Genomic DNA, 25,627 nt, shown 5'->3' on the forward strand with positions numbered 1-25,627 from the left:
AGGTTGCCTGTTATGAAAACATTGTTGCCCACATCAACCGCCGGCAGCTTGCCAAAGCCGTCCTGGCTCGCCCAACCTGAGACACTTTGGTCGCCCTGGAAATTGCAGGATGAGCAATTGGTTGAGGGCAAACACGATGCTCTGCGTTTGTCCCTGGACGATCAGCAACAGGCAGGCATTGATATTGTCAGTGACGGTGAGCAAACGCGTCAACATTTCGTCACTACATTCATCGAGCACCTCAGCGGCGTTGATTTCGAAAACCGCGAGACTGTCAGAATTCGTAATCGCTACGATGCGAGCGTGCCGACGGTTGTTGGCGATGTATCTCGCCAGAAGCCAGTTTTCGTTGAAGATGCAAAGTTTTTACGTCAGCAGACCAAGAAGCCGATCAAGTGGGCCCTCCCTGGCCCCATGACTATGATAGATACGCTCTATGATAGCCACTATAAGAGCCGTGAAAAACTGGCGTGGGAATTTGCCAAAATCCTCAATCAAGAGGCCAAAGAACTAGAGGCTGCTGGCGTCGATATCATCCAGTTTGATGAGCCTGCGTTCAATGTTTTCTTTGATGAGGTCAATGATTGGGGGGTCGCTACCTTAGAGAAGGCAATTGAAGGGCTCAAATGTGAAACGGCTGTACATATTTGTTATGGCTACGGCATCAAAGCCAATACAGATTGGAAAAAGACTTTGGGGTCGGAGTGGCGGCACTATGAAGAAACTTTCCCCAAACTGCAAAAGTCTAATATCGATCTAATCTCACTGGAATGTCAGAATTCTCACGTTCCTATGGATCTAATTGAACTTATTCGAGGCAAGAAAGTAATGGTAGGGGCCATTGATGTGGCAACCAGCACCATTGAAACACCGGAGGAAGTCGCCAATACGCTACGAAAAGCGCTCCAGTTTGTGGATGCCGACAAGCTCTATCCGTGCACCAACTGTGGCATGGCGCCCTTGTCTCGTCGAGTGGCAAGAGGCAAGCTAAATGCTTTAAGCGCAGGCGCAGAAATCATCCGGAGAGAACTGTCAGCTTAGCATTACAGTTGCGATTTCGGCGGATGGAACGATGTCTGGACGACTTCGTAAAGATGATGACGAAGCTTGATGACGCATTGTTGTCGGGGTCGTCACGTTCAAGGATGGAAGCGAATGCTTGTTCCGCGAGGAGGCCGACGAAGTTCCCCGCCGCATTGACGAAGCGAACGGCCTTCCCGGCACCATGCCCACACACAACCACGGTCGGACAGTCCCGGCGCATCGTCTTGGCTGGCGGGAGTGATTGAGATCGGCCGGGACGTTGTGGTTGGCACTGCCTCGCCCCCGCCGATAGCGCGACCGTATGCCCTGTGGCCGTCGCTTCCTTGCCCGCCAGCCCGCAAAGCTGGCGGGTCTTTTTCGTGCGGGCGGATTTTACAATTTGGGCTTAGGCGCGGCCTTCATTTCTTGCTGCTGGGCCTCCGCAGCGCCTTTCTTGATAATGTCCTGCACCCTGAGCGCATTCTGCCCTACCGCAACGTGATCCACGAGAGTAATCCCCAAGGCAACCGCAAGATTTTGGTTCGCCATACTGTTGGCAACGATCGCACTGAAGGTCGTGCCGCACTCGTCCCGCACGCGATTTGCCATGAGACTCCCATTCTGCGGCGTACTCACGATCTCTTGCGACTGAGAATTACAATAATATCCTTCTTTTTTGCGGCGATCAAAACCCCAGTCCAGAAGCAACTGGTAGACGCCCACGGTGTCCTTGAATTGAGGCTGCCCCGCTTTGGCTATCAGGCCCGCTTCGATATCGGCCAGGAGAGGCTCTTCCTTGTCCTTGAATCTCTGGTCTCTTGAAATGGCCAGGATCGGGTAGGGCGCGACCACCGAAGTGATGATCAATACTTTATCTTTTCCGTCCTTGCTCACCGCCGCAGCACCGAAGGTCATCTCGTCCGATCTGAACGGCCCCGAGCTGACGGAGCCCTTCGTCACATCGAACTTATAATCATTGCCGCTGTCCTTGAGCTTCTTCTGCGCCGTCTCAAGGCTGTCGCCGAGCCTGACGCCCAATATGTCGGCATTCTGCACCGTCTGCGCCTGTGCCGGGAGACCGGACGCGAGGGCAATGATAGCAATTGATAGGGCTTTAAAGAAAGGGGATGCGCGCATAAACACTCTCCGGCCGGAATAGACGAATGGCCTTTACCCTATTGATGGAGTGCGATGCCGCCATAACGAAAGCAGCGGCCGCGCGAGCCCCCAAATGTGGCATGAAGCCCCGATCCTACCGCCTGATTTCCTGTAGTAGATCGTGAGTGAGGATTTTCAGAAACCAAAAACATCAATAAAATCAATAGAGTATGGCGGAGACGGAGGGATTCGAACCCTCGATAGGACGTTAAATCCTATAACGGTTTAGCAAACCGCCGCCTTCAGCCACTCGGCCACGTCTCCATGGGATGCCTTATTTGCAGATAACCCGATCGCGGTCAACTGACTTCATAAAATAAACGTGGAAAAGAGGCTTTCCGGCCAGTTTGCCAGCATATTATGGTTCGGAAGCGCTTCTGGCCAATCAAAAATCGCCCGCGAAATCAACCTTCATAAAACTTTACAACGGGGCATTGGGCGAATTAAAAGCCCCTGCCACGATAGCGACAGGGGCCAGTGAAGTCGGGTCACTTACTGCTGTGCGGCGAGGGCTGCTTCATACAGGTTGATACGCTGCCAAAAACCCGTTTCCGGGTCTTGGGAGTCCAGCGGGTAGCCAGAGGAAAGCGCCGTGTTCTTCAGCGCTTCCCTGCGCTTTTCTGGGGAAACGTTTGGCACAAGAGCGTCCAACAGCGCTTCCGCGCCTTCCGGCACCTGCATTTCAGCGGTCGTCAGGCCGGATGGCGGCAGGCCGTAGGTCAGGGTGAAGTTGAAGAACTGGCGTGCTTCAGGTGCGGTCCATGGGTCCGCGTCATTGCCCTGCGGCTTGGCGCATTCGGCAATGGTCGTACCGCATTCCTTTTCCAGGGCCGCACGCAGTTCGTCGCGCGCTTCATCGAAGAGCTTCTTGTAGTCGGGGTCGTTGAGGAAGTGGGCGACGTTGCGTTGCGAGACCATGCGGCTTCCAATCACGTCCAGCGGGTAGTGCACACCAAGCACAAGGCGCGAGTAACCGTAACCCGCACCGCGCGCGACGAGCGGAAGAAACCGCTCCGGCAGCATTTGCGCCAGCAGCAGGCTGTCCGTGTTGCCGGTGTTGGTGTGACCGCTGGGATAAGAACCTTCCGAAGCGGAATAAGGAGCCCCGTCCTTGGCAACGTAGTTATCAGCCACAAGGCGGATGTTGTTGTTATCGATCAGGAACGGGCGCGGATAGTTGAAATGCGCCTTTGCCGCGCCGGTTTTGATCTCGGTCGACTTGATCAGCGCTGCTGCCTTGCCGATATCACCCTTTTCATAGGCACGCAGAAAGGCCGCGCCCAACTTGGGGCCAAGGGCCTCGGGGAGGAAATAGAGATAGGGGATGGCATCCGCGTCGATAATCGCGTGTTCCTGCTGCGTGGGAGACGCCGACAGGTTCACGATAGTCACGGTGTTTTCGCTACGCTGAAGCTGCCAGCGCGGCAGAGGCCAGAACGGCGCAAGTATCTTGATACCAGCCTGCTGATTTTCTTTGACCTTGAAATCGTAGCCGGACGCTTTCAACCATTCTGCGTTTTCGAGCGGCGGATTCTGTACAGCATCGTCAATGCTCTTCTGCGTCAGTGCAATGTCTTTACCGCCTTTCAGCGTATTGATCATGGCCTCCGCGCGGCTGTCGAGCAGTTCCCGATACTCTTTGTTTGTATTAGCGGAAGTAAACGTGTCGGCAATAGCCGCCACCTGCTCCGGGAGTAATATTTGAATAGAAGGCGCCTCAAACGCAATAGCGTGAGAGACAAATAAAAATGATGGAACAAGAGCGCCAGCAAGCAGATGTTTCCTGAGGCCACGACGAATGTTCATGATTGCCATCCATGGTAAATTAATAGGGCAGGGCATAGTAATTATAATAATATATATTTACAATTTTATGTCTCTAATGTTTTCTGGATGCATTTTTTAACATTATGTAAGTTTTTATCGGTATCCGTGATTTAATAATGAATTATATTCGATTAAGCAATTTTGTCTATTTGATATTAACGTGTTGCATACATGCAGATTTTTGTCGGCGGCATTATACTTGGCACTCAGTTCTGGCTGCCAAAGTGATATGTCGCGAGAATGTTCTTTGTCTGGCCGTTGCTGTCCGCCTCTGCAATTCCTATTCCGAGCGCCTTGATCTCTTTGTTTGAAATCGTTTCACCGTATTTTTCCATGAACAGGCCGAGCTTGGCATGATCCGTTTTGGGCAGAAGCGTCACATGCGGAGTAAAGTTGTCGAAGACATTTGGGCTGCCATACTTTTCAAATGTCGCAAGCTTTTCCGGATAACTGTTGACCCACGATGGCAGGGCAGGGGTCGGATTGCGAAAATTTGATACGGTATTCACGATATCGTTGGACAATTTCTGCAATTCATCATCCGGAGCAACCGTTAACATCAACCAGTCGTCTCTGGTTTGCGAAAGTTCGGTAATTTCTACAGAGAAGGGCTGCCACCCGGTTGCGATTGCTTCAACTGCACTCTTCAGTTCATCCAAAGCGCTTTGCGGGTATTCAGTCAGATAAAGTGTGATATGCGGCTTGAAACCCTGTGCGGCCAAGCTTTCGATACCGAATTCCTTGAGTTTACCGCTGACGTCATCAATGGTTTTATCAAGGTCAGTGCTTGGTATCAGAAAGACATCATAATTCTTGATATCAGCTGCAGCAAGAGAATGAACGCCCAGCCCAGCAAAGCACAAAATGGGAAGAAGGCACTTGAGCATGAAGGTATCCTTATTCCAACGCAGCATCCATCAAATAGCCAGCCTTAGCGTTGAAAATGATGATGCCATCAAAATATGACAGTCATTATTATGCCGGTAATTTTGAAAGTGAGAAATAGAGAAGCGGTGATCTTTTCCGGTCGGCGCACGGAGGCCGGGCCTTTATAAGCACTTTCCGTCAATTGTTTTGGCGAGCCGGCGCTTCTTCCGGTTTGAAAGTTTCCGGAGCCCCTTGATAAGATATCATGTCAATAAAGCAATCAATATATAACATGTTCATAGTAAAAAAATATACAATAATAAAAGCGAAAATAAATTATAAATTTTTATTGTTTCATATTTATAACAAATAATATTGAATTATTATTATCTAACTTTTTTACATTATAGTAATTATATATTATTTTTGTTGCCTTTTTATTGAGATTTTGCATAAATCATTTTGCCTGTTCGGCCGCTGGATATTAATGACAAGATGGGAATATAACGATGAAATCAGGTTTCATGGTGGCTTCCGCTGTATTTGTTGGTGCCGCGTTGCTGGGGCCGATGGCCCAGGCGGCCGAGTTTTATGTCGGTGAGCCAGTTGTAAAGAACTTCCTCCAGCTTTCCCCGGCTTATCTCGAAGGCATCGAAATGGATCGTCATCCTCCGGGAATGTCGATGGACCCTAAGGCAATTCATTTCGAGATCGATATTCATGCTGCGGCTGACGAGCCTCACGGTTTTCCGGAAGACGCGTGGATTCCTTATCTCAATGTTGAACTGACCATCGCCAAGAAGGGCACCAATTTCTCCGAGCGTAAGGTGTTGGCACCGATGCAGGCGAATGACGGCCCCCATTATGCAAACAACTTCAACATGGATGGGCCGGGCGAATACACTGCGACCTATGTCATCAGCCCGCCAGATCTGATCCGTCATGTCGACAAGGATACGGGTGTCCCGGCATGGTGGGAGCCGGTTACGGTTTCCTGGACGTTCCAGTATCCGAGTAAGCCCAACGATTGATCTCGGGCGGCCCTCGACTTTCCCGCGCGATCGGTTTCAACCCTGCCGCGCGGGAAGGAGTGATGTGGGCAGCCTGTTATCCGGATATGGCCAAGCAGATTGCTTGTTCTCGTTTCTTGAGTGATGTGCTTATTCCGCTAATCGCAGGCTGCTTTAAACTATAAGATCTATCTTTCACGTGCTGATTTCAGCAGACGTCTGATACTCTTAAAAACGGGTCCGTCTGATCATGCGCACCGCTTCTTCTGTATTTCGTACATTATCGGCTTCTGTGCCCAGGACGCTCGCCGGCCTCGTGGCGGCCATGTCCTTCATGGCATGCATCCATGTCGCCGCCGCGCAGGATGCTGGAAGCAACCCGCCGCCGGCCGCCGCGGCAAGCACTGGCTATACGCCTGTCAATGCTGATGGACAGATCGAGGTGATCCTGAAGGATCATGTATTCCAGCCGTCGGAAATTCGTATTCCGCCTGATACGCCCATTCAGCTTCTGGTCAAAAACCAGGATGCGACAGCTGATGAGTTCGACTCTACTGCCTTGCGCATCGAAAAGGTGATCGGCGGCGGAAGTCAGGGAATAGTGCGCCTGCGTGGTCTCAAGCCCGGACGATACCCGTTCATGGGTGAGTTCCACGCGGCGACTGCGCAAGGCGTGGTCATCGTAGAATAAACATTTCAAGTCCGAGCGAGCGGGTTTCGACGGCACCGGAACCGACTCTCTGGATTCCTGATTTCGCGCATCCTTGCCGGTGAAAAACAGCATCTGTTTTTCGGGATGATGCTCCAGCGGAGTTAACGACGCCATGCTTGCAGCATTAATCATAGTTTTCCGCGAGGTTCTGGAGGCCGGTCTTATCGTCGGCGTGGTTCTGGCGGCAAGCCGGGGCATCCGCCATCGAGGTCTTTACGTTGCCGGCGGTGTGCTGGCGGGCGTTCTCGGCGCGGCCATCATAGCTGTCTTTGCCGATCAGATTTCCAATCTGTTCGACGGCACGGGGCAGGAAATCCTCAACGCGATCGTGCTGGCGGTTGCCGTTGTCATGCTCGTATGGACCGGCTTGTGGATGTCCACGCACGGTCGGCAACTGACCGAAGAAATCAAGACCGTCGGCAAAGATGTCGTGGAAGGGCGCAAACCTTTGACGGCGCTGGCCATCGTGGTTGCCGCCGCCGTGCTGCGCGAAGGCTTCGAGGTTGTGCTGTTCCTTTATGGCGTCGTCGCTGCGGGAGGAACGACAGCGGCTTCCATCGCCATTGGCGGGTTTTTGGGTATTCTGGCGGGTGCTGCCGTATCGGCCCTGCTTTATCTGGGCATCGTCGCCATCCCCCTCAAGCACGTCTTTTCCGCGATATCCGTGTTGATCACGCTGCTTGCAGCCGGTCTGGCGGCGCAGTCTATCGGACTGCTGCAGTCCGCCGGTTACTTCGAGGTCTGGGCCGATCCGCTGTGGGATACATCCAATATCCTGACCGAAGATTCCATTGTCGGCCGTGTTCTGCATTCGCTGGTTGGGTACACCGCGCAGCCGTCTGGCCTGCAACTCGTCGCTTATATCGGCGTCATCGTAATCACGGTGGTATTGACGCGGGCCATTCGCCGTCCCGTGTCCCACAAGAGCTAGACCCACGCAAAAACCCCTGACAAAAACCCCCTGACAAAATCTCCGGCCCCGACCCTTGTGAGGTTTTGTCAGAGGGCCGAAAAGAAGCGGAGCCGTCCAGCGTGACCACGGACACGACAGGTCAATCGAACAGCAACACCGCGCTTGCCAGCCCTCCCGAACCACGCCGGGATTTCATCGAATCTGTGCTGACACTGCACCCGGGAATGCTACTCGTCTCCGTGGCGCTCGCGATAACCACGCTTCTCTGGCTTGGCGCGAAAATCGAAGTGGGTGACAACGGGCCGCTGTGGCCGTGGCGTGTGCCGGTGCAACTTTCGATCAACTGGGCACTGACTCTGATGGCCCTGACGTTGCTTGCCGCGTCACGCAGCCCATTGGTCGAGCCAATGTTTGGCGGGCTGGATCGCGCCGTGCGCATGCACCGCGTGATCGGCCCGTTATCGATCGGCCTTGTGGTTATCCATGTACTATTGCTGGTCTGTCTTTACATTGCCGAAGATCGCCCACTGCTCGATCTGGTTGTGCCGTTTCGCGATAACTGGATTTTCGATACGTTTATTGTCACGACCTATAGTTTCATTATTCTCGGCATGCTGGCATACGTCACGCGGATCGCATATGAGAAATGGCGTGCCATTCATGCGCTGACAGGGGTGCTCTTCATTCCCTCGATCGGAATTTCCCTGTTCATGGAAGGATCAATTTCCGGGTTTGAGCCTTTTCGCCTCTGGATGAGCTTTTTGGCTTTTATCGGTATCGCCGCGCTCTTTCATCGCTTCGTGCTGTTTCGCCGCTCCGGTCCGCGTTACGTTTACCAGATTGACCATGTCGTTCCACGCGATCCGGGGGCCTATGATCTTATCATGACGCCACGGGCGGAGCGGATGTCCTATGCGCCGGGAAAATTCATCTTCATATCGATTGCGGAAGGAAACCACTGGTCGCGAGATCTGCATCCATTTTCGCTGTCTTCCTCTCCTGTAAAGCAGGAGCTGAGACTGTCGATCCGGGAGATTGGCGACTTCACGCGCAAGCTTCGGACGCTGCCCAAGGGGCATGAGGTTCGGCTGTATGGTCCGTATGGCAGCTTTACGCTGCACTCGGTAGCGAATTTCGAGCGCGTCCTGTGTATTGGCGCTGGGATAGGCATTGCTCCTTTCCTCGGTATTCTTGAATTCGAGGGTACCAACAATGAGCGCCGCCATATCTCGCTGACATATGTCGTCCGCTCGCAGGATCAGGCCCCCTATGATGCTGCCTTGGCGGAGGCTGCTGCTGGCGTCGAGACAATCGACTACAATCTGTGGGTGACTGCCGATCAAGGGTTTATCAAGGCCGAGCAATTCCGGGATTTTCTGACGCCTGCCCACTCCACCGCCGTTATGCTATGCGGACCGGGACCGTTTCTGATCGATTTCATCGCGCAGTTGCGCGCTATGGGCGTTCCTCGCGACCATATTTATGCGGAGGGTTTTGCCTTCCATTAAACGGATCGGCAAAGCCCGCCCCTCGGTGGGCCTTGCTTCAGGCCCACCTTACAGGCATCAGATTTTCAGGCGTAGAGATCGGCCCGGGTTGGTGGCAGGCCGGAGAGGCCGCGGGCGCGTTTTGATGCTAATGTCTGGAAAATGCCGATGCTGCCGCGCTCGAATCCGAGCGATACGCCGGCGAGGTAAAGCAGCCAGAGCCGCGTTTTCGCTTCGCCCACTTCCTTGACTGCCGCGGCGCGATTGGCGGCCAGCCTGTCGTGCCAGAGCCGCGTCGTGCGGGCGTAATGCTCCCGCCATGCTTCGACATCGTGGACCTCGAAGCCGTGTCTCTCGATGGTCGTGACGGTGCCGCCGATGTGGTCAAGCTCGGCACCGGGGAAGATGTAATCGATGATGGCCGCGTATTCCGGGCGCTTGCGGCGGAACGCGCGCTGCGATTTCTTGGCCGGGCGGGTGATGGCATGGTTCAGCAGCAGACCGCGTGGGCGGAGGAGGGCGTTCAGCTTGCTGAAATAGGCGGAGTGATTATCCAGCCCGACATGCTCGAACATACCGATGGAGGCGATCTTATCGAACTCGCCGTCGAGATCGCGATAATCCTTGAGTTCTACCGTGACGCGGTCGGCAAGTCCCAAGCTCTCGATCTTCTCGCGGACGTGGTCGAACTGCGCCTGAGACAAGGTAACGCCGTGGGCGTGCACGCCGTAATGCAGGGCTGCATGGCAAATCAGCCCGCCCCAGCCGCATCCGATGTCGAGAAAGCGCTCGCCCGGTTGCAGACGCAGCTTCTTGCAGATCATATGAAGCTTGGCTTGCTGGGCTTCCTCGATGGCCGTATCCCATGTCGGAAAATAGGCGCACGAATATTGCATTTCAGGATCGAGAAACAGGCGATAAAAGGCGTTGGAGACGTCGTAGTGAAACTGCACCAGCGCCTTGTTGTCACGCCCCTCAGCATCTTTTGCCGTCTGCTCGCCCGCATAGGCAAAGCTGGCGCTGTCGCTGGCCTGCTTGCTCGGCGCGAACAGAAATGGCAGCACGGAACGGAGCACAAGCCCTTTATCGAGCTGCTTCCACACGCGCTTGCCGGCAGCGCCGCGACGGGCGGCAAGATCGAACAGGCTGCCCCCTTCGATATCGATTTCTCCCGTCCCCAGCAGGTCCACGAGGGTTGGAAGGCGCGGGGAGCGAACCAGCCGCGTGATTGCCCGAGGGGAGCGGATGGCGATGGCGACATCATCCTTAGCCCCGGCGCTGAGCGGTATGCTCTCGCCGTTCCAGAGGCGTACGACGAGATCGGTCGGGTTGGCCTGCCCGGCGGACTTCTCGGCCACATGCGCCAGCAGTCGCTTGATCGCCGCGAGTTGTTTGTCCGCTTCACCGCTCATTGGTCTCTCCAGCATGAAAGATCGAGATAGCCGATGTTTATGGGTTGCAGATGTCTTTGTCACGTCTCTTGGCCGAAACACGTCTGCGGCGCACAAAAAGTCTGCTTCGGTCAGAATGAAAGGCTTTTACCCCGCTCCCATGACACATCCGCACGCTCCGCCGCGCGGTTTTCCACACGGGATGCGACGAACAGCAGGTCCGAAAGCCGGTTGAGGTAGATGATTCCATAATCGGTGGCAGTATCTGCGGGCGCATCGGCGGGTGATTTCTCTCGCTCAAGCTTGCGCAGCGTGACCAGACGCCGCTCGGCCCGCCGGCACACCGTGCGCGCGACATGGAAATACGCCGACGAAACAGATCCACCCGGCAGAATGAACTCCTTGAGTTTGTCGAGCCCGGAGTTGATCTGCTCGAATGCCTGCTCGATTCGAGCAACATGTGGCGGCGAAAGCAGAGGGGTGCCCGGCACGCTGAGTTGTGCGCCCAGATCGAACAGGTCGTGCTGGACCAGTGTCAGCGTTTCTTTGAGGCCGTCCGATTTTGCTGTCGCGATGACGACGCCGATCCAGCTATTCAGTTCGTCGACGACGCCCAGAACTTCGATGACGGGAGCATCCTTGTCGACCCGCAGACCCGAGCCAAGCCCTGTCTCCCCCTGATCACCCGTGCGCGTGACGATGCTGGATAAGCGATGACCCATGGTGTTCTCCCGAAAATGACTGGCTGCGCCGCCATGCCGGGAAGACTCCGGTTGACAGCTTTGCCATATGTGCGTTTGCGCGTTGACGGGCATTATCAAACCGCATTATAGGTTGCAATGGAACAGGTTCTGCCGCGAGGCGGATGAAAATGGGAACGCAGTGCGGCCGGGTTCCGGCCAACGCTGCGGCTGCCCCCGCAACTGTAACCGTCGAGCCGACTTTCTAGTGCCACTGATACGCGTATCGGGAAGGTGAAAGGGCGGGCGTTGACACGGAAGCCAGGAGACCTGCCTGTTCCAGTCACCCTTGTCGCGATGCGGGGCGCATCGCGGTACGGCCGTCCGTCGCGGTGACATTCAGGGAATGTGCCGCATGTCGGGCAGCGCCGGAGACTGATGCGATATAGCTCTCGCTCCTCTGCTTCGCTTTCCGCCCGCGGTTACCGTGCAATTCTGTTCCGGTTCGCTGTCGACCGGAAGTTGGGGGCGACCATGAGGGGCATGATTATCGCCGCGAGCGTCATCGGGCTCGGTATGAGCGGAACGGTGAGGGCGCAGGAGCAGGCGGCTCGCGGACAAGCCGCGCCGGTGCAAGTGGCCGATGACGAGGGTGGCAGCCTTCTTCTTGACACCATATTCGTGACCAGTGCGAACCGCACGCCGACCGAGCTTGCCAAAACTGGCTCCACGGTGGAAGTGATCACCAACGAGGAAATCGAGGCGAAGTCGTTTCCATCGGTCATCGATTATCTCACTCTGTTACCCGGTGTCGCCGCCAGCCAGGCGGGTGGTATGGGACAGACGGCGGGCTTGTTCATTCGCGGTCTGCCGGGGCGTTACATCAAGACGCTTTATAACGGCATCGATATTTCCGATGCTTCAAGCCCGCAGGTTCAGACCCAATATGAATATCTTCAGACCGGCGGCATTTCGCGCATCGAGGTGCTGAAAGGCTCGCAGAGCACGCTTTATGGCTCCAGCGCGATCGCCGGCGTGGTCGATATGTCGACGCTGGGTGAGCGGAAGCCCGGCGTCCATCACCTCATTCAGGCGGAGGGTGGGTCTTTCGGCACCTTCCGTGGCCGCTATGGGTTCGATGCCGCAACCGAAGCGTCGCGGCTGGCGGCCAATATCTCCGGCCTGCGGACCAACGGCATTTCGGCGGCTGCGGGTTTTCCGGAGCGGGACGGCTATCGCAACGTAACGCTCGACCTCAACGGTGAGCATCGCTTTAACGATGCGTTCTCGGTTTTCGCTTCCGCGCTTCATATCGACGCAAAGGCGGACTTCGACGATCCGGGCGCGGACAATCTGTTCAATCGCAATTTCGGCAAGACGACAGGCGGCCGGGGTGGCTTCAACCTCGATCTGCTCGATGGCCGGGTCAAAAATACCTTCTCCGTTCAGGGGGTACACGTCGAGCGCGATATTCGGCCCAGCAGAGATAACTATTTCGGCAAGCGCGTGAAGCTGGACTACAACGGCTCGTTCGAAATCAACAAAAGGCTTATCCTGCAATATGGTGCGGATCACGAGCGGCAGGAGGCCAAGGGCGTCCGGTCGTGGAACCCCGTGCCGTCTGCCGGCAGCAATCATCAGACTGGCTTCTGGGCACAGGGCATCGTCGAGCCCGTGGACAATCTCGTGCTGACGGCAGGGGTGCGGCACGACGAGCACTCTGAATTTGGCGGCCACACGACTTATCGCGGCACAGGCTCCTACCTGATCGATGCGACGGGCACCCGCTTTCATGCATCCGTGGGCACAGGCTTCCGTGCGCCGAGCCTGAACGAACTTTACGACCCCGACTACGGCAACACGTCGCTGAAACCTGAAACCAGCACCAGCTTCGATGCCGGTATTGAGCAGGCCTTGCTCGGCGGGACGTTGAAAGTAGGCGCGACCTATTTCAGGCTTGAGGTGAAGGACCGCATCGACTGGACTGTCGCGGGCTACGATCAGGTGCCCGGCGATACGCTGTCGCAAGGTGTGGAGGCGTCGTTTATCTACGCCGTGACAAACTGGCTCGATCTTGGCGGTTCCTACACCTACACGGATTCGAGAACCGATAGTGACGTGCGTAGCCTGCGCATCCCGCGCCACGCCGTGGTGCTTTCTGCGACCGCCCGCCCGACGGAAAAGTGGACCATCAGCGCCGATCTGAAATACATCGCCGATACCATCGACACCGACTTTAACACCTATCCCGCAAAGAACGTGTCGCTTCCCGACTACGCGCTGTTCAACGCCAAGGTGGCGTATAATCTGAACGAAGCGACCCAGGTTTACGTGCGAGGCGAAAACCTGTTTGATCAGGATTATCAGACGGTTCTTGGCTATGGCTCACCTGGAATCGCAGGATATGTCGGCATAAGGGCGCAGTTCTGATGCTGGAGCGCTTGCGGATTGGATGGCGTCATCTGATCGGCGGCAATCCGCTTGAAGTCAAAAATAGTGTGGGGCATGCAGGCCGTTCTTCGTTTGCGGCTGCATGCGCCGGTTCGCTCGTGCTGGCGTCAGTCTTGGCGATGCCGGCGGTTGCCGTGGCGAAAGATGGGGCAGCGCCGTCCCGCGTGGTCTCGACCAATGTTTGCACAGACCAATATGCGATGCTGATTGCGGGAGAAGGCCAGTTGCTATCGGTGTCGCATCTGGCTTCGGACCCGCACGCCTCCGTTATGGTCGAGGCTGCGAAGGCCTATAAGATCAACCATGGACGCGCCGAGGAGATTTTCCTCATGCAGCCGGATCTTGTCCTTGCCGGAACCTACACCGCCCGCGCCACCGTGGAGTTGCTGCGGCGTCTCGGCTTCCGCGTCGAACTGTTTGAACCTGTTAAGGATTTCTCCGACGTCCGCGAGCAGATGGTCCGTATCGGCAAGCTGCTTGGCCGGGAGGAGCGTGCGGCAGAACTTGTCGCCCACCTCGATACCGGTCTGGCTGCGGCAGATGGCGTAGCATCCGGAAAGACAGCCGTGGCGTGGTCGGCAAACAGTTATGCCGCCGGTACCGGCACTTTCACGGATGCAGCGATGCAGGCGGCTGGATTGACCAACCCTTTGGCCGAACAAGGCATTCGAGGGGGCGGACGCGTGCCGCTTGAGGTGCTGCTCACGGTTAAACCTGATCTGGTCATCACCGGCGCCACGCCCTACGATGCACCCGCGCGGGCGCAGGATAATCTCCGCCATCCGGCGTTTCATGACGCTTTTGGCGTCGAAAGGCAGGTGGGCATTCCGGATGCATACTGGACTTGCGGCACGCCGTTCACGCTTGAGGCTATCCGCATCCTTCGCGATGCTGCCGGGGCAACACAGTGAGTGAGATTGCGCGATATCGTCTCGTGCTGGCAACGCTGGGATTTGCGGTCGCGGCGCTGTTCGTCTTGTCGCTGACGGTCGGGCCTGCCGCGATTGGCTTTGCCGAGGGCTTGCATGCCCTATTTTCCGGCAAGGCGGCGGAAATGACCGTCATCATGCGCGAGATCCGTCTGCCACGAGCGATTCTTGGCCTGATGATCGGCGCGACGCTGGGTTTGTCCGGCGCGGTGCTGCAAGGTTATCTGCGTAATCCGCTGGCGGAACCCGGCCTGCTCGGCATCAGCGCCTCTGCCTCGCTTGGCGCGGTTGTGGCCCTTTATAGCGGCCTGTCGCTGGCCTTTCCGCTTGCGCTGCCGCTTTCGGCGCTGGCGGGTGCGGCTCTCGCCGTCATCGTGGTGCGGGCCATGGCGGGCAGTAGCGGCAGTACGTTGACCGTTATTCTGGCCGGTGTCGCGGTTTCCGCCTTCTCGGCTGCCATGGCGTCGCTGGCGCTCAACCTGTCACCCAATCCGTTCGCTGCGCTTGAAATCGTGTTCTGGATGATGGGATCACTCGCAGACCGTTCCATGCAGGACGTGGCCCTCGCAGCACCCTTCATGCTGGCAGGCTGGGCGATGCTCGCCCTGACTGGCCGGGCGCTGGATGTGCTGACGCTCGGCGATCACGCCGCCGCCAGCCTTGGCATCGATTTGCACCGAACGCAGTTTCTCGCCATCGCGGGCACGGCGGCATCCGTCGGAGCCGCAACCGCCGTTGCGGGCGCCATCGGATTCATCGGCCTTGTTGTGCCTCACTTGCTGCGCCCGCTGGTGGGCAGCGTGCCATCGCGGCTTCTGCCCGCCAGCGCTCTTGGCGGCGCGGCCATCCTGCTTTTGGCAGATATATCCGTGCGGCTGATTGCCCCCGAGCGCGATCTCAAGCTCGGCGTCTTGACGGCTTTGGTTGGCGCGCCGTTCTTCCTCTGGCTGGTCTGGCGAGCAAGGAGGATGGCGGCGTGAGTCTTCTGGATGTTCGCGATCTGCATGTCCGGCTCGGCGCGCGGCCTGTGTTGCGCGGCATTTCTCTCAACGTCGATGCAGGCGAGTTCGTCGGCCTCATCGGTCCCAACGGCGCTGGAAAAACCACGCTGATGCGGGCCACTCTCGGGCTTGTTCCATCGAGGGGTATTGTAGCGCTGGCGGGAAACACCGGCCTTTCGGCGCGCGAACGGGCAAAGGTTGTCGCTTACGTGCCGCAGGCGCGGGAAGTCAACTGGCCGTTGACGGTCGAGCGCGTCGTCTCGCTAGGCCGCATGCCGCATTTGCCAGCTTTCTCCAGCCCCGGTGCGCAGGATCGCGATGCCGTGGCACGGGCAATGCGGCGCATGGGGGTGGCAGCCTTTGCCGGGCGGGCGGTGACCGAGCTGTCGGGCGGGGAGCAGGCGCGCGTGCTGATTGCCCGTGCCCTGGCGCAGGATGCACCATTGCTGCTGGCTGACGAGCCAACTGCAGGCCTTGATCCCGAGCATCAGATCACGCTCATGCGCACGTTTGCCGGTATCGCGCGCGAGGGCGGCAGTGTCGTGGCCTGTCTCCACGATCTGGGTCTGGCGGCAAGCTGGTGCACGCGGCTTGTTCTGATGGAGGCCGGGGCAGTCGTGGCGGACGGCCCGCCGCGCGATGTGCTGACGCTCGATCGCCTGCGCAGTGTCTATCACGTTGAGGCTTACGTGCGCGAACACGATCATGGCCTTGTCGTACAGCCGCTTGATCTCATCGCTCCCCGGCAGTGATCAAATCATAATCGTCCATGGCGGCTTGATTGCAAACGTCCGCGCGATAACATAGGGGTACTGTCCGCATCATCAGGCGCCATCTTGAGGACGAAGACCCAGCCCATGCCTTTCATCGATGACCTTTTCGGACCCGTCGCCCCCAAACCGGATGGTTCCGAAATTCTTGCGGCCCTGCAACAGGCGGCGCGCGAGCGGATACTCGTTCTCGATGGCGCGATGGGCACTCAGATTCAGGGGCTCGGGTTTCAGGAAGAGCATTTCCGCGCCGATCGCTTCATCGGCTGCGCCTGCCACCAGCAGGGTAACAACGATCTGCTGATCCTCTCACAGCCAAAGGCCATCGAGGATATCCACTACGCTTACGCCAAGGCGGGCGCGGATATCGTCGAGACCAACACCTTCTCGTCAACCTCCATCGCGCAGGCCGATTATGACATGGAGGATCTTGTCTACGAACTGAACCGCGATGGCGCCCGTCTGGCCAAACGCGCCCTGCATCGGGCGCAGCAGGAGGATGGGAAACGGCGTTTCGTGGCCGGCGCTCTCGGGCCGACCAACCGCACGGCATCCATCTCACCGGATGTTAACAACCCCGGGTATCGTGCTGTTACATTTGATGATTTGCGGATTGCTTATGGCGAGCAGCTGCGCGGGCTGATCGACGGCGGCGCGGACATCATCCTGATCGAAACGATCTTTGACACCCTCAACGCCAAGGCCGCGATTTTTGCCTGCGAGGAAATATTCGCGGAAAAAGGCGTGCATCTGCCGGTGATGATCTCCGGCACGATCACGGATCTCTCCGGCCGCACGCTTTCTGGCCAGACCCCGACGGCGTTCTGGCATTCCATCCGCCACATCAAGCCATTCACGGTCGGGCTGAACTGCGCGCTGGGCGCCGCCGCCATGCGGCCGCATCTGGCGGAACTGTCCGGGGTCGCCGATACGTTCATCTGCGCCTATCCCAACGCCGGTCTGCCCAATGCTTTCGGCCAATATGACGAGACGCCGGACTTCATGGCCGGGCAGGTGGAAGAGTTCGCCCGCGAGGGGCTGGTCAATGTCGTCGGCGGGTGCTGCGGCTCGACCCCCGAACATATCGCCGCAATCGCCGAGGCCGTTGCGCGCCATACGCCGCGAGACATTCCCAAGGTCCAGCCTCTGATGCGCCTTTCAGGACTGGAACCGTTCACGCTGACCAAAGACATTCCCTTCGTCAACATCGGCGAGCGCACCAACATCACCGGCTCCGCGAGGTTCCGCAAGCTGATCACGGCGGGCGATTACGCCGCGGCGCTCGATGTCGCGCGCAATCAGGTGGAAGGCGGTGCGCAGGTCATCGACATCAATATGGACGAGGGGCTGATTGACTCCAAAAAGGCGATGATCGACTACCTCAACCTGATCGCCGCCGAGCCGGACATCGCCAGAGTGCCGGTGATGATCGATTCCTCCAAGTGGGAGGTGATCGAGGCTGGCCTGAAATGCGTGCAGGGCAAGCCGATCGTCAACTCCATCTCGATGAAGGAGGGCGAAGAGGCTTTTCTGAGCCAGGCTCGTCTTTGCCGCATGTATGGCGCTGCCATTGTCGTCATGGCCTTCGATGAGGTCGGGCAGGCCGACACGCAAGCGCGCAAGGTGGAGATCTGCACCCGCGCTTACAAGCTGCTCACAGAAAAGGCCGGTTTTGCGCCCGAGGATATCATCTTCGACCCGAACATTTTCGCGGTCGCCACCGGCATCGAGGAGCACGACAATTACGGCGTCGATTTCATCGAGGCCGTGCGTGAGATCACCGCGACGTTGCCCCGTGCGCATGTTTCGGGCGGTGTGTCGAACCTGTCCTTCTCCTTCCGCGGCAATGAGCCCGTTCGCGAGGCCATGCACGCGGTGTTTCTCTATCATGCCATTCAGGCCGGCATGGATATGGGCATCGTCAACGCCGGCCAGCTTGCCGTGTTCGAGGCCATAGACCCGGAGCTGCGCGAAGCCTGCGAGGATGTAGTGCTGAACCGCCAGCCGAAAGCCGGCGGCTCCGCAACCGAACGCCTGCTGGAGATCGCCGAGCGTTTCAAGGGAACCGGCGGCGGGCAGGTGCGTGAAAAGGATCTGTCATGGCGCGAGTTGCCGGTGGACAAGCGCCTTGAGCACGCGCTGGTCAACGGCATTACCGAATTCATCGAGGCGGATACCGAAGAAGCCCGTCTCAACGCAGAACGCCCTCTGCATGTCATCGAGGGGCCGCTGATGGCGGGCATGAACGTCGTCGGCGACCTTTTCGGGGCCGGAAAGATGTTCCTGCCACAGGTTGTGAAATCCGCGCGCGTCATGAAGCAGGCAGTGGCAGTTTTGCTGCCCTATATGGAAGAGGAGAAACTTGCGGGCGGCGGGGGCAAACACGAAAGCGCCGGCAAGATTCTGATGGCGACCGTGAAGGGCGACGTCCACGACATCGGCAAAAACATTGTCGGTGTCGTCCTGGCCTGCAACAATTATGAAATCGTCGATCTGGGCGTCATGGTGCCTGCGGCGAAAATCCTTCAGACCGCTCGTGATGAGAAAGTCGATATCATCGGCCTCTCCGGTCTCATTACGCCATCGCTCGACGAGATGGTTCATGTTGCATCCGAAATGGAGCGCGAGGGGTTCGACATCCCGCTGCTGATCGGCGGGGCAACCACAAGCCGCGTGCATACGGCGGTGAAGATCCACCCGCGTTACGAGCGCGGGCAGGCGGTGTATGTCACGGACGCCAGCCGCGCTGTGGGCGTGGTGTCGCATCTGCTGTCGCGGGATCTGAAACCGGATTATGTCGAGTCGCTGCGCGCCGAATACAGGAAGGTCGCAGACGCGCACGAGCGGTCGGAGCGCGAAAAGCGTCGGCTGCCGCTGGCGCAAGCCCGGGCGAACGCGCATCGCATTGACTGGCACTCCTATGATCCGCCAAAGCCCGCTTTCTCCGGCGTCAAGGTTTTCGACAACTGGGATCTGGCGGATCTTGCCCGCTATATTGACTGGACGCCCTTCTTCCAGACGTGGGAACTGAAGGGGCGCTATCCCAAGATCCTTGAAGACGAGCAGCAGGGAGAGGCGGCGCGTCAGCTCTTCAGCGATGCGCAGGCGATGCTGGAGAAAATTATCGCTGAAAAGTGGTTTGCGCCAAGGGCGGTGATTGGTTTCTGGCCGGCCAATGCCGTTGGTGACGATATTCGCCTTTACACCGGCGAGGACAGGACGCAGGAGCTGGGCAGCCTCTTCACCCTGCGTCAACAACTGCCGAAGCGGGATGGCAAGGCCAACGTGGCGCTGTCCGATTTCGTTGCGCCTGCCGATAGCGGCAAGCCGGACTGGGTCGGCGGTTTCGTGGTCACGGCGGGTATCGAGGAAGTCGCTATCGCCGAGCGTTTCGAGCGCGCCAACGACGATTACTCCGCCATCATGGTCAAGGCGCTTGCAGACCGTTTCGCCGAAGCATTTGCCGAGCTTATGCACGAGAAAGTGCGAAAGGAATTCTGGGGCTATGCGCCGGAAGAGACTTTCGCCCCGGATAATTTGATCGGCGAGCCTTATCAGGGCATCCGCCCGGCACCCGGCTATCCTGCGCAGCCCGATCACACGGAGAAGGTCACGTTGTTCCGCCTGCTTGACGCGGAAAACAACACGGGCGTCAGCCTGACGGAAAGCATGGCCATGTGGCCGGGCTCATCCGTCTCGGGTATTTATCTGTCGCATCCCGAGAGCTACTATTTCGGCGTCGGGAAGGTGGAGCGCGATCAGGTGGCGGATTACGCAGCGCGCAAAAACATGGATCTGGCGGATGTGGAACGCTGGCTGGGGCCGGTTCTGAACTATACGCCGTCCGCGGCTCTGGCAGCGGCGGAATAGGCCGGGCAAGCCTTCTTGCGCAATCCAGTCGACGGGCGCCGAATCTGGCTCCCGTCGATCTGCTTATGCCTGTGCGCCGTAAGGACCCCGCGCGCAAGCTGGCTCAGCCCACCTTCGGGCGAGAAACCGCGCATAGTGCGGAGAAGCGTTGCAGGATGCTTCGGGCGACTGCGGTATCGCTCACATCATCCAGCAGAGCATCAGGGGCTTCCAGACGATCGCGAAGCTGCCGGATGTACCCGCGCATGGCTTCGGCAGAAAATTCAGGGTGAAACTGCACACCCCACGCCCGCTTGCCAATGCGGAACGCCTGATGCGCCTCTTCGTCGCTGCACGCCAGCACGGTGCTGCCATCGGGAAGTCCGAGGACGGATTGGTAATGGACGAGTTGCGCCGGGAATTCCGCCGGCAAGCCCTTAAACAACTCGTCGTCGTCGGCCTGTCCGGTCAATGCGATGGCTCTGGTTCCAATTTCGACGCCCGTTTGACGATTGCCAACCGTGCCGCCGAAGGCATGGGCCAGCAACTGATGACCATAGCAGATTCCAAGTATGGGCAAATCCGCCTCGGCGCTGGATTTCAACCAGTCCGCGAGTCGCTCACTCCAGTCCTCCCGATCCGTGACCATGGCGTGCGAGCCGCTGACGACGACTCCGGCGAGATCGGACGGATGCGGCAGCTCCGGCTGTTCGCGGGCATCGACGACGATATGCGGGAGCGCATCACCCAGACCAGCAGCAATCCAGTCGTCATAATCGCCAATCGCGCCGCTGATTTCAGGATAGGCTCGTCCGGCCAGAATGATCAGGACAGGTTTCTGCATCGTTTCTTATTCCATGACAAAAGCACGCGGCACACTCAATGATGGGTTATGCCGCAATGACTAGCGTTGTTCGAGGGAGCCTTATGCGGATACGAGCAGGCGCTCCACTTCGTGTCGGCGTTTTCTATAGGCATGAGGTGTCTCGCCGTAGAACTTGCGGAACCACAATATGAAGTGAGACGCGTCGGAAAAACCGCACTCGAATCCAATTGATGTGATGTTCATGCTCGTATCTGAAAGAAGAGTGCGAGCATGTTCAAGCCTTAATTTTCGCCAATAGTTAGCGGGCGGCGTGTTGGTATTGGTGATGAATACGCGGTGCAACTGCCTTGGGTGCGTGCCGACGAATTTCGCAACTTCCTTCAACGATACATTGGCATCGAGATGCTGTTTCATAAAAGCTATTGCACGATGGACAAGTGCATTTTGATAAACGGATGCGTCGTTCTTGTCATCGGTATCGTTCGTGGCTGACGATGCCTTTCGGCTTTCGTCGATCAGCAGATATTCAATGCTTTTCTTCGCGCGCAAGGCGCCGCAGTGCCTGCGGATCAGGTGGATAGCAAGGTCGATGGCCGGCCCACCGGGGCAGGTGATGATACGGCCATCGTCCACGTATGTTTTATCAAGCAGCGCGGTGGCTTTCGGGAAACGCTCGACGAACTCGTCACGTATCGAGAAATGCACGGCGCAACGATGTCCATCCAACAATCCCGCCTTGCCCAGAACAAATGAGCCGGAGCAAAGGGCAATAAGCGGCACGCCAGCCGCATGGACGGATCTCAGCGCATCGAGAAGCCATTCCGGCGGGTTCCGTGTGCCGTCCAGCAATCCACCTGCGACGACGATGTAATCGTACTTTTCCTTGAGGTCCAGCGGTCTTGTCGGCAGGATCGTCATCCCGCAACTTGCCGTCACAGGCTGGTCATTGCACGTCATCCAGTCCCACTGGCAGAATATCTGCTGGCTTCTGAAAGACTTGTCTGCGGCGAAACGCAAGGACTCCACCACACCCGCGACCGGAGCCAGCGTGAAATGGTTCATGAGGACAAAACCGATTTTCAGATCCGGCCGGGCAGGGCCGGCGGCCTCTGCCTCATCAGTCTCATGGCCGTCGTATTTTTCGGGATCGTCGGTTCTATCCGGTTTCAGATTTGAGGAAAATGTAGCCACCTTCCCGTGCTCCCTAATGTCTTTTTTATGATAGATCGACCGAAATTATAACCTGAAGGTCGCCTTGGCAACTGCAAAACCCGGCAAGCCATCCATGGCGCTGCCGCTTGATCGCGGAAATGGCCGGCTTCTACGAGGAAATGACCGAAACATTATAGGGGTCGCGAAAACATGGAGAGAGACGTTGTGATGACCCTTCATCTTCCTGAATATTACGGGCGAGTAGGATGTTTGTTTTCCGAAAATTGAGCGCTTAATGGCGTGTGTCCATTATATTTTTATGATATATGTTTAGATTAAATCAATAAATATTGAATTTTTCATTTTATTGATTCTCATCATATGATAAAATTGGTTAAAATTTTTATTAATTATTTGACATAGATATATAAAAACAACTAAATTATATATTTTTTACTTAAAGTTTATAAAAAAATATAATTTTTTGCAATTCTATTTTTTAGGTCGAGATGAATGACACAAACACAATAGCATTGGTCGCTCCCGTTATATGCCCCCGCTATGGCCGAATGGCAGTTTAAAAACAAGTGGGAGGAAGTGTAATATGGTAACAACGTTACCGGTGCCTGCAGACGATGCGTCATGCGGGTGGTTTCATCTAAGCAAGCGTCGGCAACCCAATTCAGCTCATGAAGGTCACCGCCAGGCGCGGTGGGCCGTCGTTGGTGCCGGGCTTACCGGATTGGCTGCGGCCCGCCAGTTGGCAACCCGGTTTCCCGATGATGAAGTGCTGCTCATCGAAGGGCAGCAGGTGGGATTTGGCCCTTCGGGACGAAACTCAGGGTTTGTTATTGATCTTCCGCATGATATCGGAGCACCCGATTACATTGGAGATATTGGCACTGCGAGGCTTAATCTTGCGCTGAACAAAGCTGCGCAAGAAATCCTTAAACGACTGATTTCGAACCACAATATCGATTGCAGCCTCAATTTCTCTGGCAAATATCAGGCCGCGATCGAAGACAGTGGTGTGTCGGTTCTCGATTCCTATCGCAGCGGCCTCGACAAGCTTGGAGAGGCGTATGAGGTCATCGAGGCCAAAGATATACCGGCGCATCTGGGCACGGCTTTCTATCGCAAGGCTCTGTATACGCCCGGAACGATGCTTTTGCAGCCGTCGGCTCTCGTAAAGGGGCTTGCGGATAGTCTTCCGTCCAACGTTACGCTTTATGAAAATACACCGATAACAGGTTTCGAGCGCGGTCAGGAAGTAGAGTTGCGCCATGCCAAGGGCAGTATCAAGGCCAGTAACCTGTTGCTGACCAACAATGCTTTCGCGTCCCATTTCGGGTTTCTGAAACGGCGTCTGCTGCCAATCTTTACTTATGCGAGCATCACTCGGCCATTGACCGACGACGAGCAGGCGCGGATCGGCGGCAAGGACCATTGGGGTATTATCCCGGCGCATCCGTTCGGGACCACTCTCAGAAGAACGCCGGACAATCGCATCCTCGTCCGCAACAGTTTTAGCTTTAATCCACGCGGGCAGGTCAATCCCGGTGCTCTGGCACAGTCGAAGCGCAAGCATAGACTATCATTCGAGCGCCGGTTTCCGGCTATCAAGGATGTCGAGTTTGAATACACATGGGGTGGCGCGATGTGCTTGTCGCGGAACCACACCAGTTACTTTGGCGCATTGGACTCCAACATCTCTGCCGCTGTGTGCTGCAACGGACTGGGCCTGACGCGCGGGACGATCACCGGCACTCTTCTGGCGGATTGGCTGGCGGGTGACCGCAATGAACTTATCGATTTTCTCATTCAGTCACCGGTTCCGGCGGCCAATCCGCCAGAGCCATTCCTCAGCCTTGGCGTCAATGCAAATCTCTGGAACGGAGAGCGCCGGGCAGGGCTTGAAAGTTGATCGGCAGGTCTTTTCGCACCCTGCTGTTCTCTTGATACCGGAGTATTCCAGAAAAATTGCGCGCCGCTGCGCTTCGATGAGGTGCTTTATCCAGACGTAGTACTTGCTGCTTCTGGATCAGGTCTTTTCGTTACCTGACATAAGTCAATCAATGCCGTTTCACCGACCGACGCAGAACCCTTGCGTCGCGCAGCGGGCTAAGACGCTCGCCTGTGCAAGAGGCTCGCCTGTAGCGGAACCGGCAATCAAAAACATCTTAGGGAGGAATAATGCATGAAAAATCAAAGTCTGGCGCTTGGTTCTCTGGAAGACGCGCCTCTCAATAAGTTTCATAAACGCCTGACGATCTACTCATCAGGCGGGCCATTTCTTGATGGTTATGTGCTGAGTATCATCGGCGTGGTAATGGCGCAGATTACATCGGCGCTGGAATTGAGCACCTCATGGGAGGGACTTGTCGCGGCCTCCGCGCTAATCGGCATCTTCTTCGGCGGGTTCTTCGGCGGCTGGTTTACGGACAGATTTGGCCGCAAGGTGCTTTATCTCGTCGATCTCATTGCCATCGTCGGTTTCTCGGTTGCGCAGTTCTGGGTGGAATCGGCCCTGATGCTGTTCGTCTGGCGCTTTTTGCTCGGCGTTGCCGTTGGCGCGGATTATCCCATCGCCACGGCGTTTCTGGCCGAGTTCCTGCCGCGCAAGCATCGTGGCCCGCTGCTTGGCTTCATGCTGGTGATGTGGTTTGCGGGAGCGGCCTGTGCCTACATCGCTGGAAGTCTGATCCTGCATTTTGGCGGTGAAGATGCATGGCGGTATGCGCTCGCCAGCGCATTGGTGCCGGGCATCCTGTTCCTGTTCGCCCGCGCCGGCACGCCTGAATCGCCGCGCTGGCTGCTCAGCAAGGGGCGCAAGGACGAGGCCAATCGGATCATCAAGCAGGTCTATGGCCCTGAATACTCCATCGCGAACATGGCCGAGCCGGAGAAGGACAGCAAGCTTTCCATATGGTCGCTGTTCCATTCCGGATATGGCAAGCGCATGCTGTTCGTCACCATCTTCTGGACTTGCGCCGTCGTGCCCTTGTTTGCGATCTACTCCTTTGCGCCGACAGTGCTCGCGGCCCTCGGCGTTGCGGAGAGTGATGCGACTTTCGGATCGGTTGTCATCACGATCATATTCGTGCTGGGCTGCCTGCTTGCGATGAAGTTGGTGAACCTGATGGGGCGCAGGCAGATGCTGATCCACAGCTTCATCTGGTCTGGTGTTCCGTTGGCAGTGTTGGGCTTCTTCCCCGATGCCGCGCCGATAATCGTCGTGATGCTGTTCTGCGCCTATGCTCTTGCCAATGGCGGCGCGCAGGTGATGGAGTTCGTCTATCCCAACGAGCTGTTCCCGACGGAAATCCGGGCGACTGCGGTTGGTCTCGCCACGTCCCTGTCACGCATCGGCACCGCTCTGGGCGTTTATCTGGTGCCGATTTCGGTGAGCAGCATCGGCATTGGAAACACGATGCTTGTTGCTGCCGGTGTTTGTTTCATCGGTGCGTGGAATACGTATGTGATGGCGCCGGAAACGCGCGAACTGGATCTTCATGCAGCGGCTTCGCTCGATCATTGAGGCATCAGGTCCGCATCCGCTTGCTGACGCGTGGTCTTGTCCA

The 25,627-nt window shown here is 57.0% G+C and carries 19 protein-coding genes, 1 tRNA gene and 1 riboswitch; of the genes, 12 read left to right on the top strand and 8 right to left on the bottom strand.

What is annotated here, in order from left to right; all coding sequences use genetic code 11:
- Positions 1–12: 12 nt before the first annotated feature.
- A complete protein-coding gene (locus FHS81_RS12845; RefSeq protein WP_183753540.1) occupies positions 13–1,041 on the top strand; it encodes a methionine synthase in 1,029 nt (342 codons plus the stop codon).
- Positions 1,042–1,416: 375 nt separating this feature from the next.
- On the opposite strand, the gene FHS81_RS12850 is transcribed toward FHS81_RS12845, so the two are convergent.
- From FHS81_RS12850 to FHS81_RS12865, 4 genes are all read right to left on the bottom strand, one after another.
- The gene (locus FHS81_RS12850) at positions 1,417–2,160 is read right to left on the bottom strand and encodes a hypothetical protein (protein WP_183753542.1); all 744 of its coding nucleotides are present in this window, start codon (positions 2,158–2,160) and stop codon (positions 1,417–1,419) included.
- A 192-nt stretch (positions 2,161–2,352) separates the two neighbouring features.
- Positions 2,353–2,445, bottom strand: a tRNA-Ser gene (locus FHS81_RS12855).
- A gap of 228 nt (positions 2,446–2,673) precedes the next feature.
- Positions 2,674–3,996 (bottom strand): acid phosphatase, encoded by a 1,323-nt coding sequence (locus FHS81_RS12860; protein ID WP_210281678.1) that lies wholly within the window; start codon positions 3,994–3,996, stop codon positions 2,674–2,676.
- A gap of 218 nt (positions 3,997–4,214) precedes the next feature.
- Positions 4,215–4,895, bottom strand: a complete 681-nt coding sequence (locus FHS81_RS12865) for a 2'-5' RNA ligase family protein (RefSeq protein WP_183753544.1) — start codon at positions 4,893–4,895, stop codon at positions 4,215–4,217.
- Between the two features lie 504 nt (positions 4,896–5,399).
- Between FHS81_RS12865 and FHS81_RS12870 the strand changes: the two genes are divergently transcribed.
- The 4 genes from FHS81_RS12870 to FHS81_RS12885 all read left to right on the top strand — a co-directional run bounded on the left by FHS81_RS12870 (position 5,400) and on the right by FHS81_RS12885 (position 9,018).
- The gene (locus tag FHS81_RS12870; protein WP_183753546.1) at positions 5,400–5,906 is read left to right on the top strand and encodes an iron transporter; all 507 of its coding nucleotides are present in this window, start codon (positions 5,400–5,402) and stop codon (positions 5,904–5,906) included.
- Between the two features lie 271 nt (positions 5,907–6,177).
- Positions 6,178–6,576 (top strand): cupredoxin domain-containing protein, encoded by a 399-nt coding sequence (locus FHS81_RS12875; protein WP_183753548.1) that lies wholly within the window; start codon positions 6,178–6,180, stop codon positions 6,574–6,576.
- A gap of 133 nt (positions 6,577–6,709) precedes the next feature.
- Positions 6,710–7,528 carry an FTR1 family iron permease gene (locus FHS81_RS12880; protein ID WP_183753550.1) on the top strand — a complete coding sequence of 273 codons (819 nt, stop codon included), beginning with the start codon at positions 6,710–6,712 and terminating at the stop codon, positions 7,526–7,528.
- 101 nt (positions 7,529–7,629) lie between these two features.
- Entirely contained in the window at positions 7,630–9,018 is a 1,389-nt protein-coding gene (locus FHS81_RS12885) for a ferric reductase-like transmembrane domain-containing protein (RefSeq protein ID WP_183753552.1), read from the top strand.
- A 65-nt stretch (positions 9,019–9,083) separates the two neighbouring features.
- Here the strand turns inward: FHS81_RS12885 and FHS81_RS12890 are convergent, their stop codons facing one another.
- Positions 9,084–10,409, bottom strand: a complete 1,326-nt coding sequence (locus tag FHS81_RS12890; RefSeq protein WP_246374999.1) for an SAM-dependent methyltransferase — start codon at positions 10,407–10,409, stop codon at positions 9,084–9,086.
- Between the two features lie 110 nt (positions 10,410–10,519).
- A complete protein-coding gene (locus tag FHS81_RS12895; RefSeq protein WP_183753556.1) occupies positions 10,520–11,110 on the bottom strand; it encodes a cob(I)yrinic acid a,c-diamide adenosyltransferase in 591 nt (196 codons plus the stop codon).
- A gap of 107 nt (positions 11,111–11,217) precedes the next feature.
- Positions 11,218–11,420, top strand: a riboswitch (cobalamin riboswitch).
- 182 nt (positions 11,421–11,602) lie between these two features.
- Here FHS81_RS12895 and FHS81_RS12900 point away from each other — a divergent pair.
- The 5 genes from FHS81_RS12900 (at position 11,603) to metH (ending at position 20,089) form a co-directional block, all read left to right on the top strand.
- On the top strand, positions 11,603–13,498 hold the full coding sequence (locus tag FHS81_RS12900; protein ID WP_183753558.1) for a TonB-dependent receptor plug domain-containing protein: 1,896 nt from the start codon (positions 11,603–11,605) through the stop codon (positions 13,496–13,498).
- Entirely contained in the window at positions 13,498–14,430 is a 933-nt protein-coding gene (locus FHS81_RS12905; RefSeq protein ID WP_183753560.1) for an ABC transporter substrate-binding protein, read from the top strand. The genes FHS81_RS12900 and FHS81_RS12905 overlap by 1 nt, the downstream gene beginning before the upstream one ends.
- The gene (locus FHS81_RS12910; protein ID WP_183753562.1) at positions 14,427–15,428 is read left to right on the top strand and encodes an iron chelate uptake ABC transporter family permease subunit; all 1,002 of its coding nucleotides are present in this window, start codon (positions 14,427–14,429) and stop codon (positions 15,426–15,428) included. The genes FHS81_RS12905 and FHS81_RS12910 overlap by 4 nt, the downstream gene beginning before the upstream one ends.
- Positions 15,425–16,201 carry an ATP-binding cassette domain-containing protein gene (locus FHS81_RS12915; RefSeq protein WP_183753564.1) on the top strand — a complete coding sequence of 259 codons (777 nt, stop codon included), beginning with the start codon at positions 15,425–15,427 and terminating at the stop codon, positions 16,199–16,201. The genes FHS81_RS12910 and FHS81_RS12915 overlap by 4 nt, the downstream gene beginning before the upstream one ends.
- Before the next feature lie 105 nt (positions 16,202–16,306).
- Positions 16,307–20,089, top strand: a complete 3,783-nt coding sequence (metH, locus tag FHS81_RS12920; protein ID WP_183753566.1) for a methionine synthase — start codon at positions 16,307–16,309, stop codon at positions 20,087–20,089.
- Positions 20,090–20,192: 103 nt separating this feature from the next.
- On the opposite strand, the gene FHS81_RS12925 is transcribed toward metH, so the two are convergent.
- A complete protein-coding gene (locus FHS81_RS12925) occupies positions 20,193–20,912 on the bottom strand; it encodes a glutamine amidotransferase (RefSeq protein ID WP_183753568.1) in 720 nt (239 codons plus the stop codon).
- An 81-nt stretch (positions 20,913–20,993) separates the two neighbouring features.
- Entirely contained in the window at positions 20,994–21,956 is a 963-nt protein-coding gene (locus tag FHS81_RS12930; RefSeq protein ID WP_183753570.1) for a GlxA family transcriptional regulator, read from the bottom strand.
- A 694-nt stretch (positions 21,957–22,650) separates the two neighbouring features.
- Here FHS81_RS12930 and FHS81_RS12935 point away from each other — a divergent pair.
- Entirely contained in the window at positions 22,651–23,970 is a 1,320-nt protein-coding gene (locus tag FHS81_RS12935; RefSeq protein ID WP_183753668.1) for an FAD-dependent oxidoreductase, read from the top strand.
- A 273-nt stretch (positions 23,971–24,243) separates the two neighbouring features.
- Positions 24,244–25,584, top strand: a complete 1,341-nt coding sequence (locus tag FHS81_RS12940) for an MFS transporter (RefSeq protein WP_183753572.1) — start codon at positions 24,244–24,246, stop codon at positions 25,582–25,584.
- The last annotated feature ends 43 nt before the right edge of the window (positions 25,585–25,627 follow it).

It is taken from the genome of Pseudochelatococcus contaminans (genome assembly GCF_014195635.1).
In the GTDB taxonomy this organism is placed as follows: domain Bacteria; phylum Pseudomonadota; class Alphaproteobacteria; order Rhizobiales; family Beijerinckiaceae; genus Pseudochelatococcus; species Pseudochelatococcus contaminans.

Bases quoted from the DNA above. Each gene is read 5' to 3' on its own strand.
- FHS81_RS12890 (WP_246374999.1), bottom strand. From the start codon at position 10,409: ATGAGCGGTGAAGCGGACAAACAACTCGCGGCGATCAAGCGACTGCTG.
- FHS81_RS12925 (WP_183753568.1), bottom strand. From the start codon at position 20,912: ATGCAGAAACCTGTCCTGATCATTCTGGCCGGACGAGCCTATCCTGAA.
- FHS81_RS12940 (WP_183753572.1), top strand. From the start codon at position 24,244: ATGAAAAATCAAAGTCTGGCGCTTGGTTCTCTGGAAGACGCGCCTCTC.
- FHS81_RS12900 (WP_183753558.1), top strand. From the start codon at position 11,603: ATGAGGGGCATGATTATCGCCGCGAGCGTCATCGGGCTCGGTATGAGC.
- FHS81_RS12850 (WP_183753542.1), bottom strand. From the start codon at position 2,160: ATGCGCGCATCCCCTTTCTTTAAAGCCCTATCAATTGCTATCATTGCC.
- FHS81_RS12865 (WP_183753544.1), bottom strand. From the start codon at position 4,895: ATGCTCAAGTGCCTTCTTCCCATTTTGTGCTTTGCTGGGCTGGGCGTT.
- FHS81_RS12880 (WP_183753550.1), top strand. From the start codon at position 6,710: ATGCTTGCAGCATTAATCATAGTTTTCCGCGAGGTTCTGGAGGCCGGT.
- metH (WP_183753566.1), top strand. From the start codon at position 16,307: ATGCCTTTCATCGATGACCTTTTCGGACCCGTCGCCCCCAAACCGGAT.
- FHS81_RS12870 (WP_183753546.1), top strand. From the start codon at position 5,400: ATGGTGGCTTCCGCTGTATTTGTTGGTGCCGCGTTGCTGGGGCCGATG.
- FHS81_RS12935 (WP_183753668.1), top strand. From the start codon at position 22,651: ATGGTAACAACGTTACCGGTGCCTGCAGACGATGCGTCATGCGGGTGG.
- FHS81_RS12860 (WP_210281678.1), bottom strand. From the start codon at position 3,996: ATGGCAATCATGAACATTCGTCGTGGCCTCAGGAAACATCTGCTTGCT.
- FHS81_RS12905 (WP_183753560.1), top strand. From the start codon at position 13,498: ATGCTGGAGCGCTTGCGGATTGGATGGCGTCATCTGATCGGCGGCAAT.
- FHS81_RS12845 (WP_183753540.1), top strand. From the start codon at position 13: ATGAAAACATTGTTGCCCACATCAACCGCCGGCAGCTTGCCAAAGCCG.
- FHS81_RS12930 (WP_183753570.1), bottom strand. From the start codon at position 21,956: ATGAACCATTTCACGCTGGCTCCGGTCGCGGGTGTGGTGGAGTCCTTG.
- FHS81_RS12895 (WP_183753556.1), bottom strand. From the start codon at position 11,110: ATGGGTCATCGCTTATCCAGCATCGTCACGCGCACGGGTGATCAGGGG.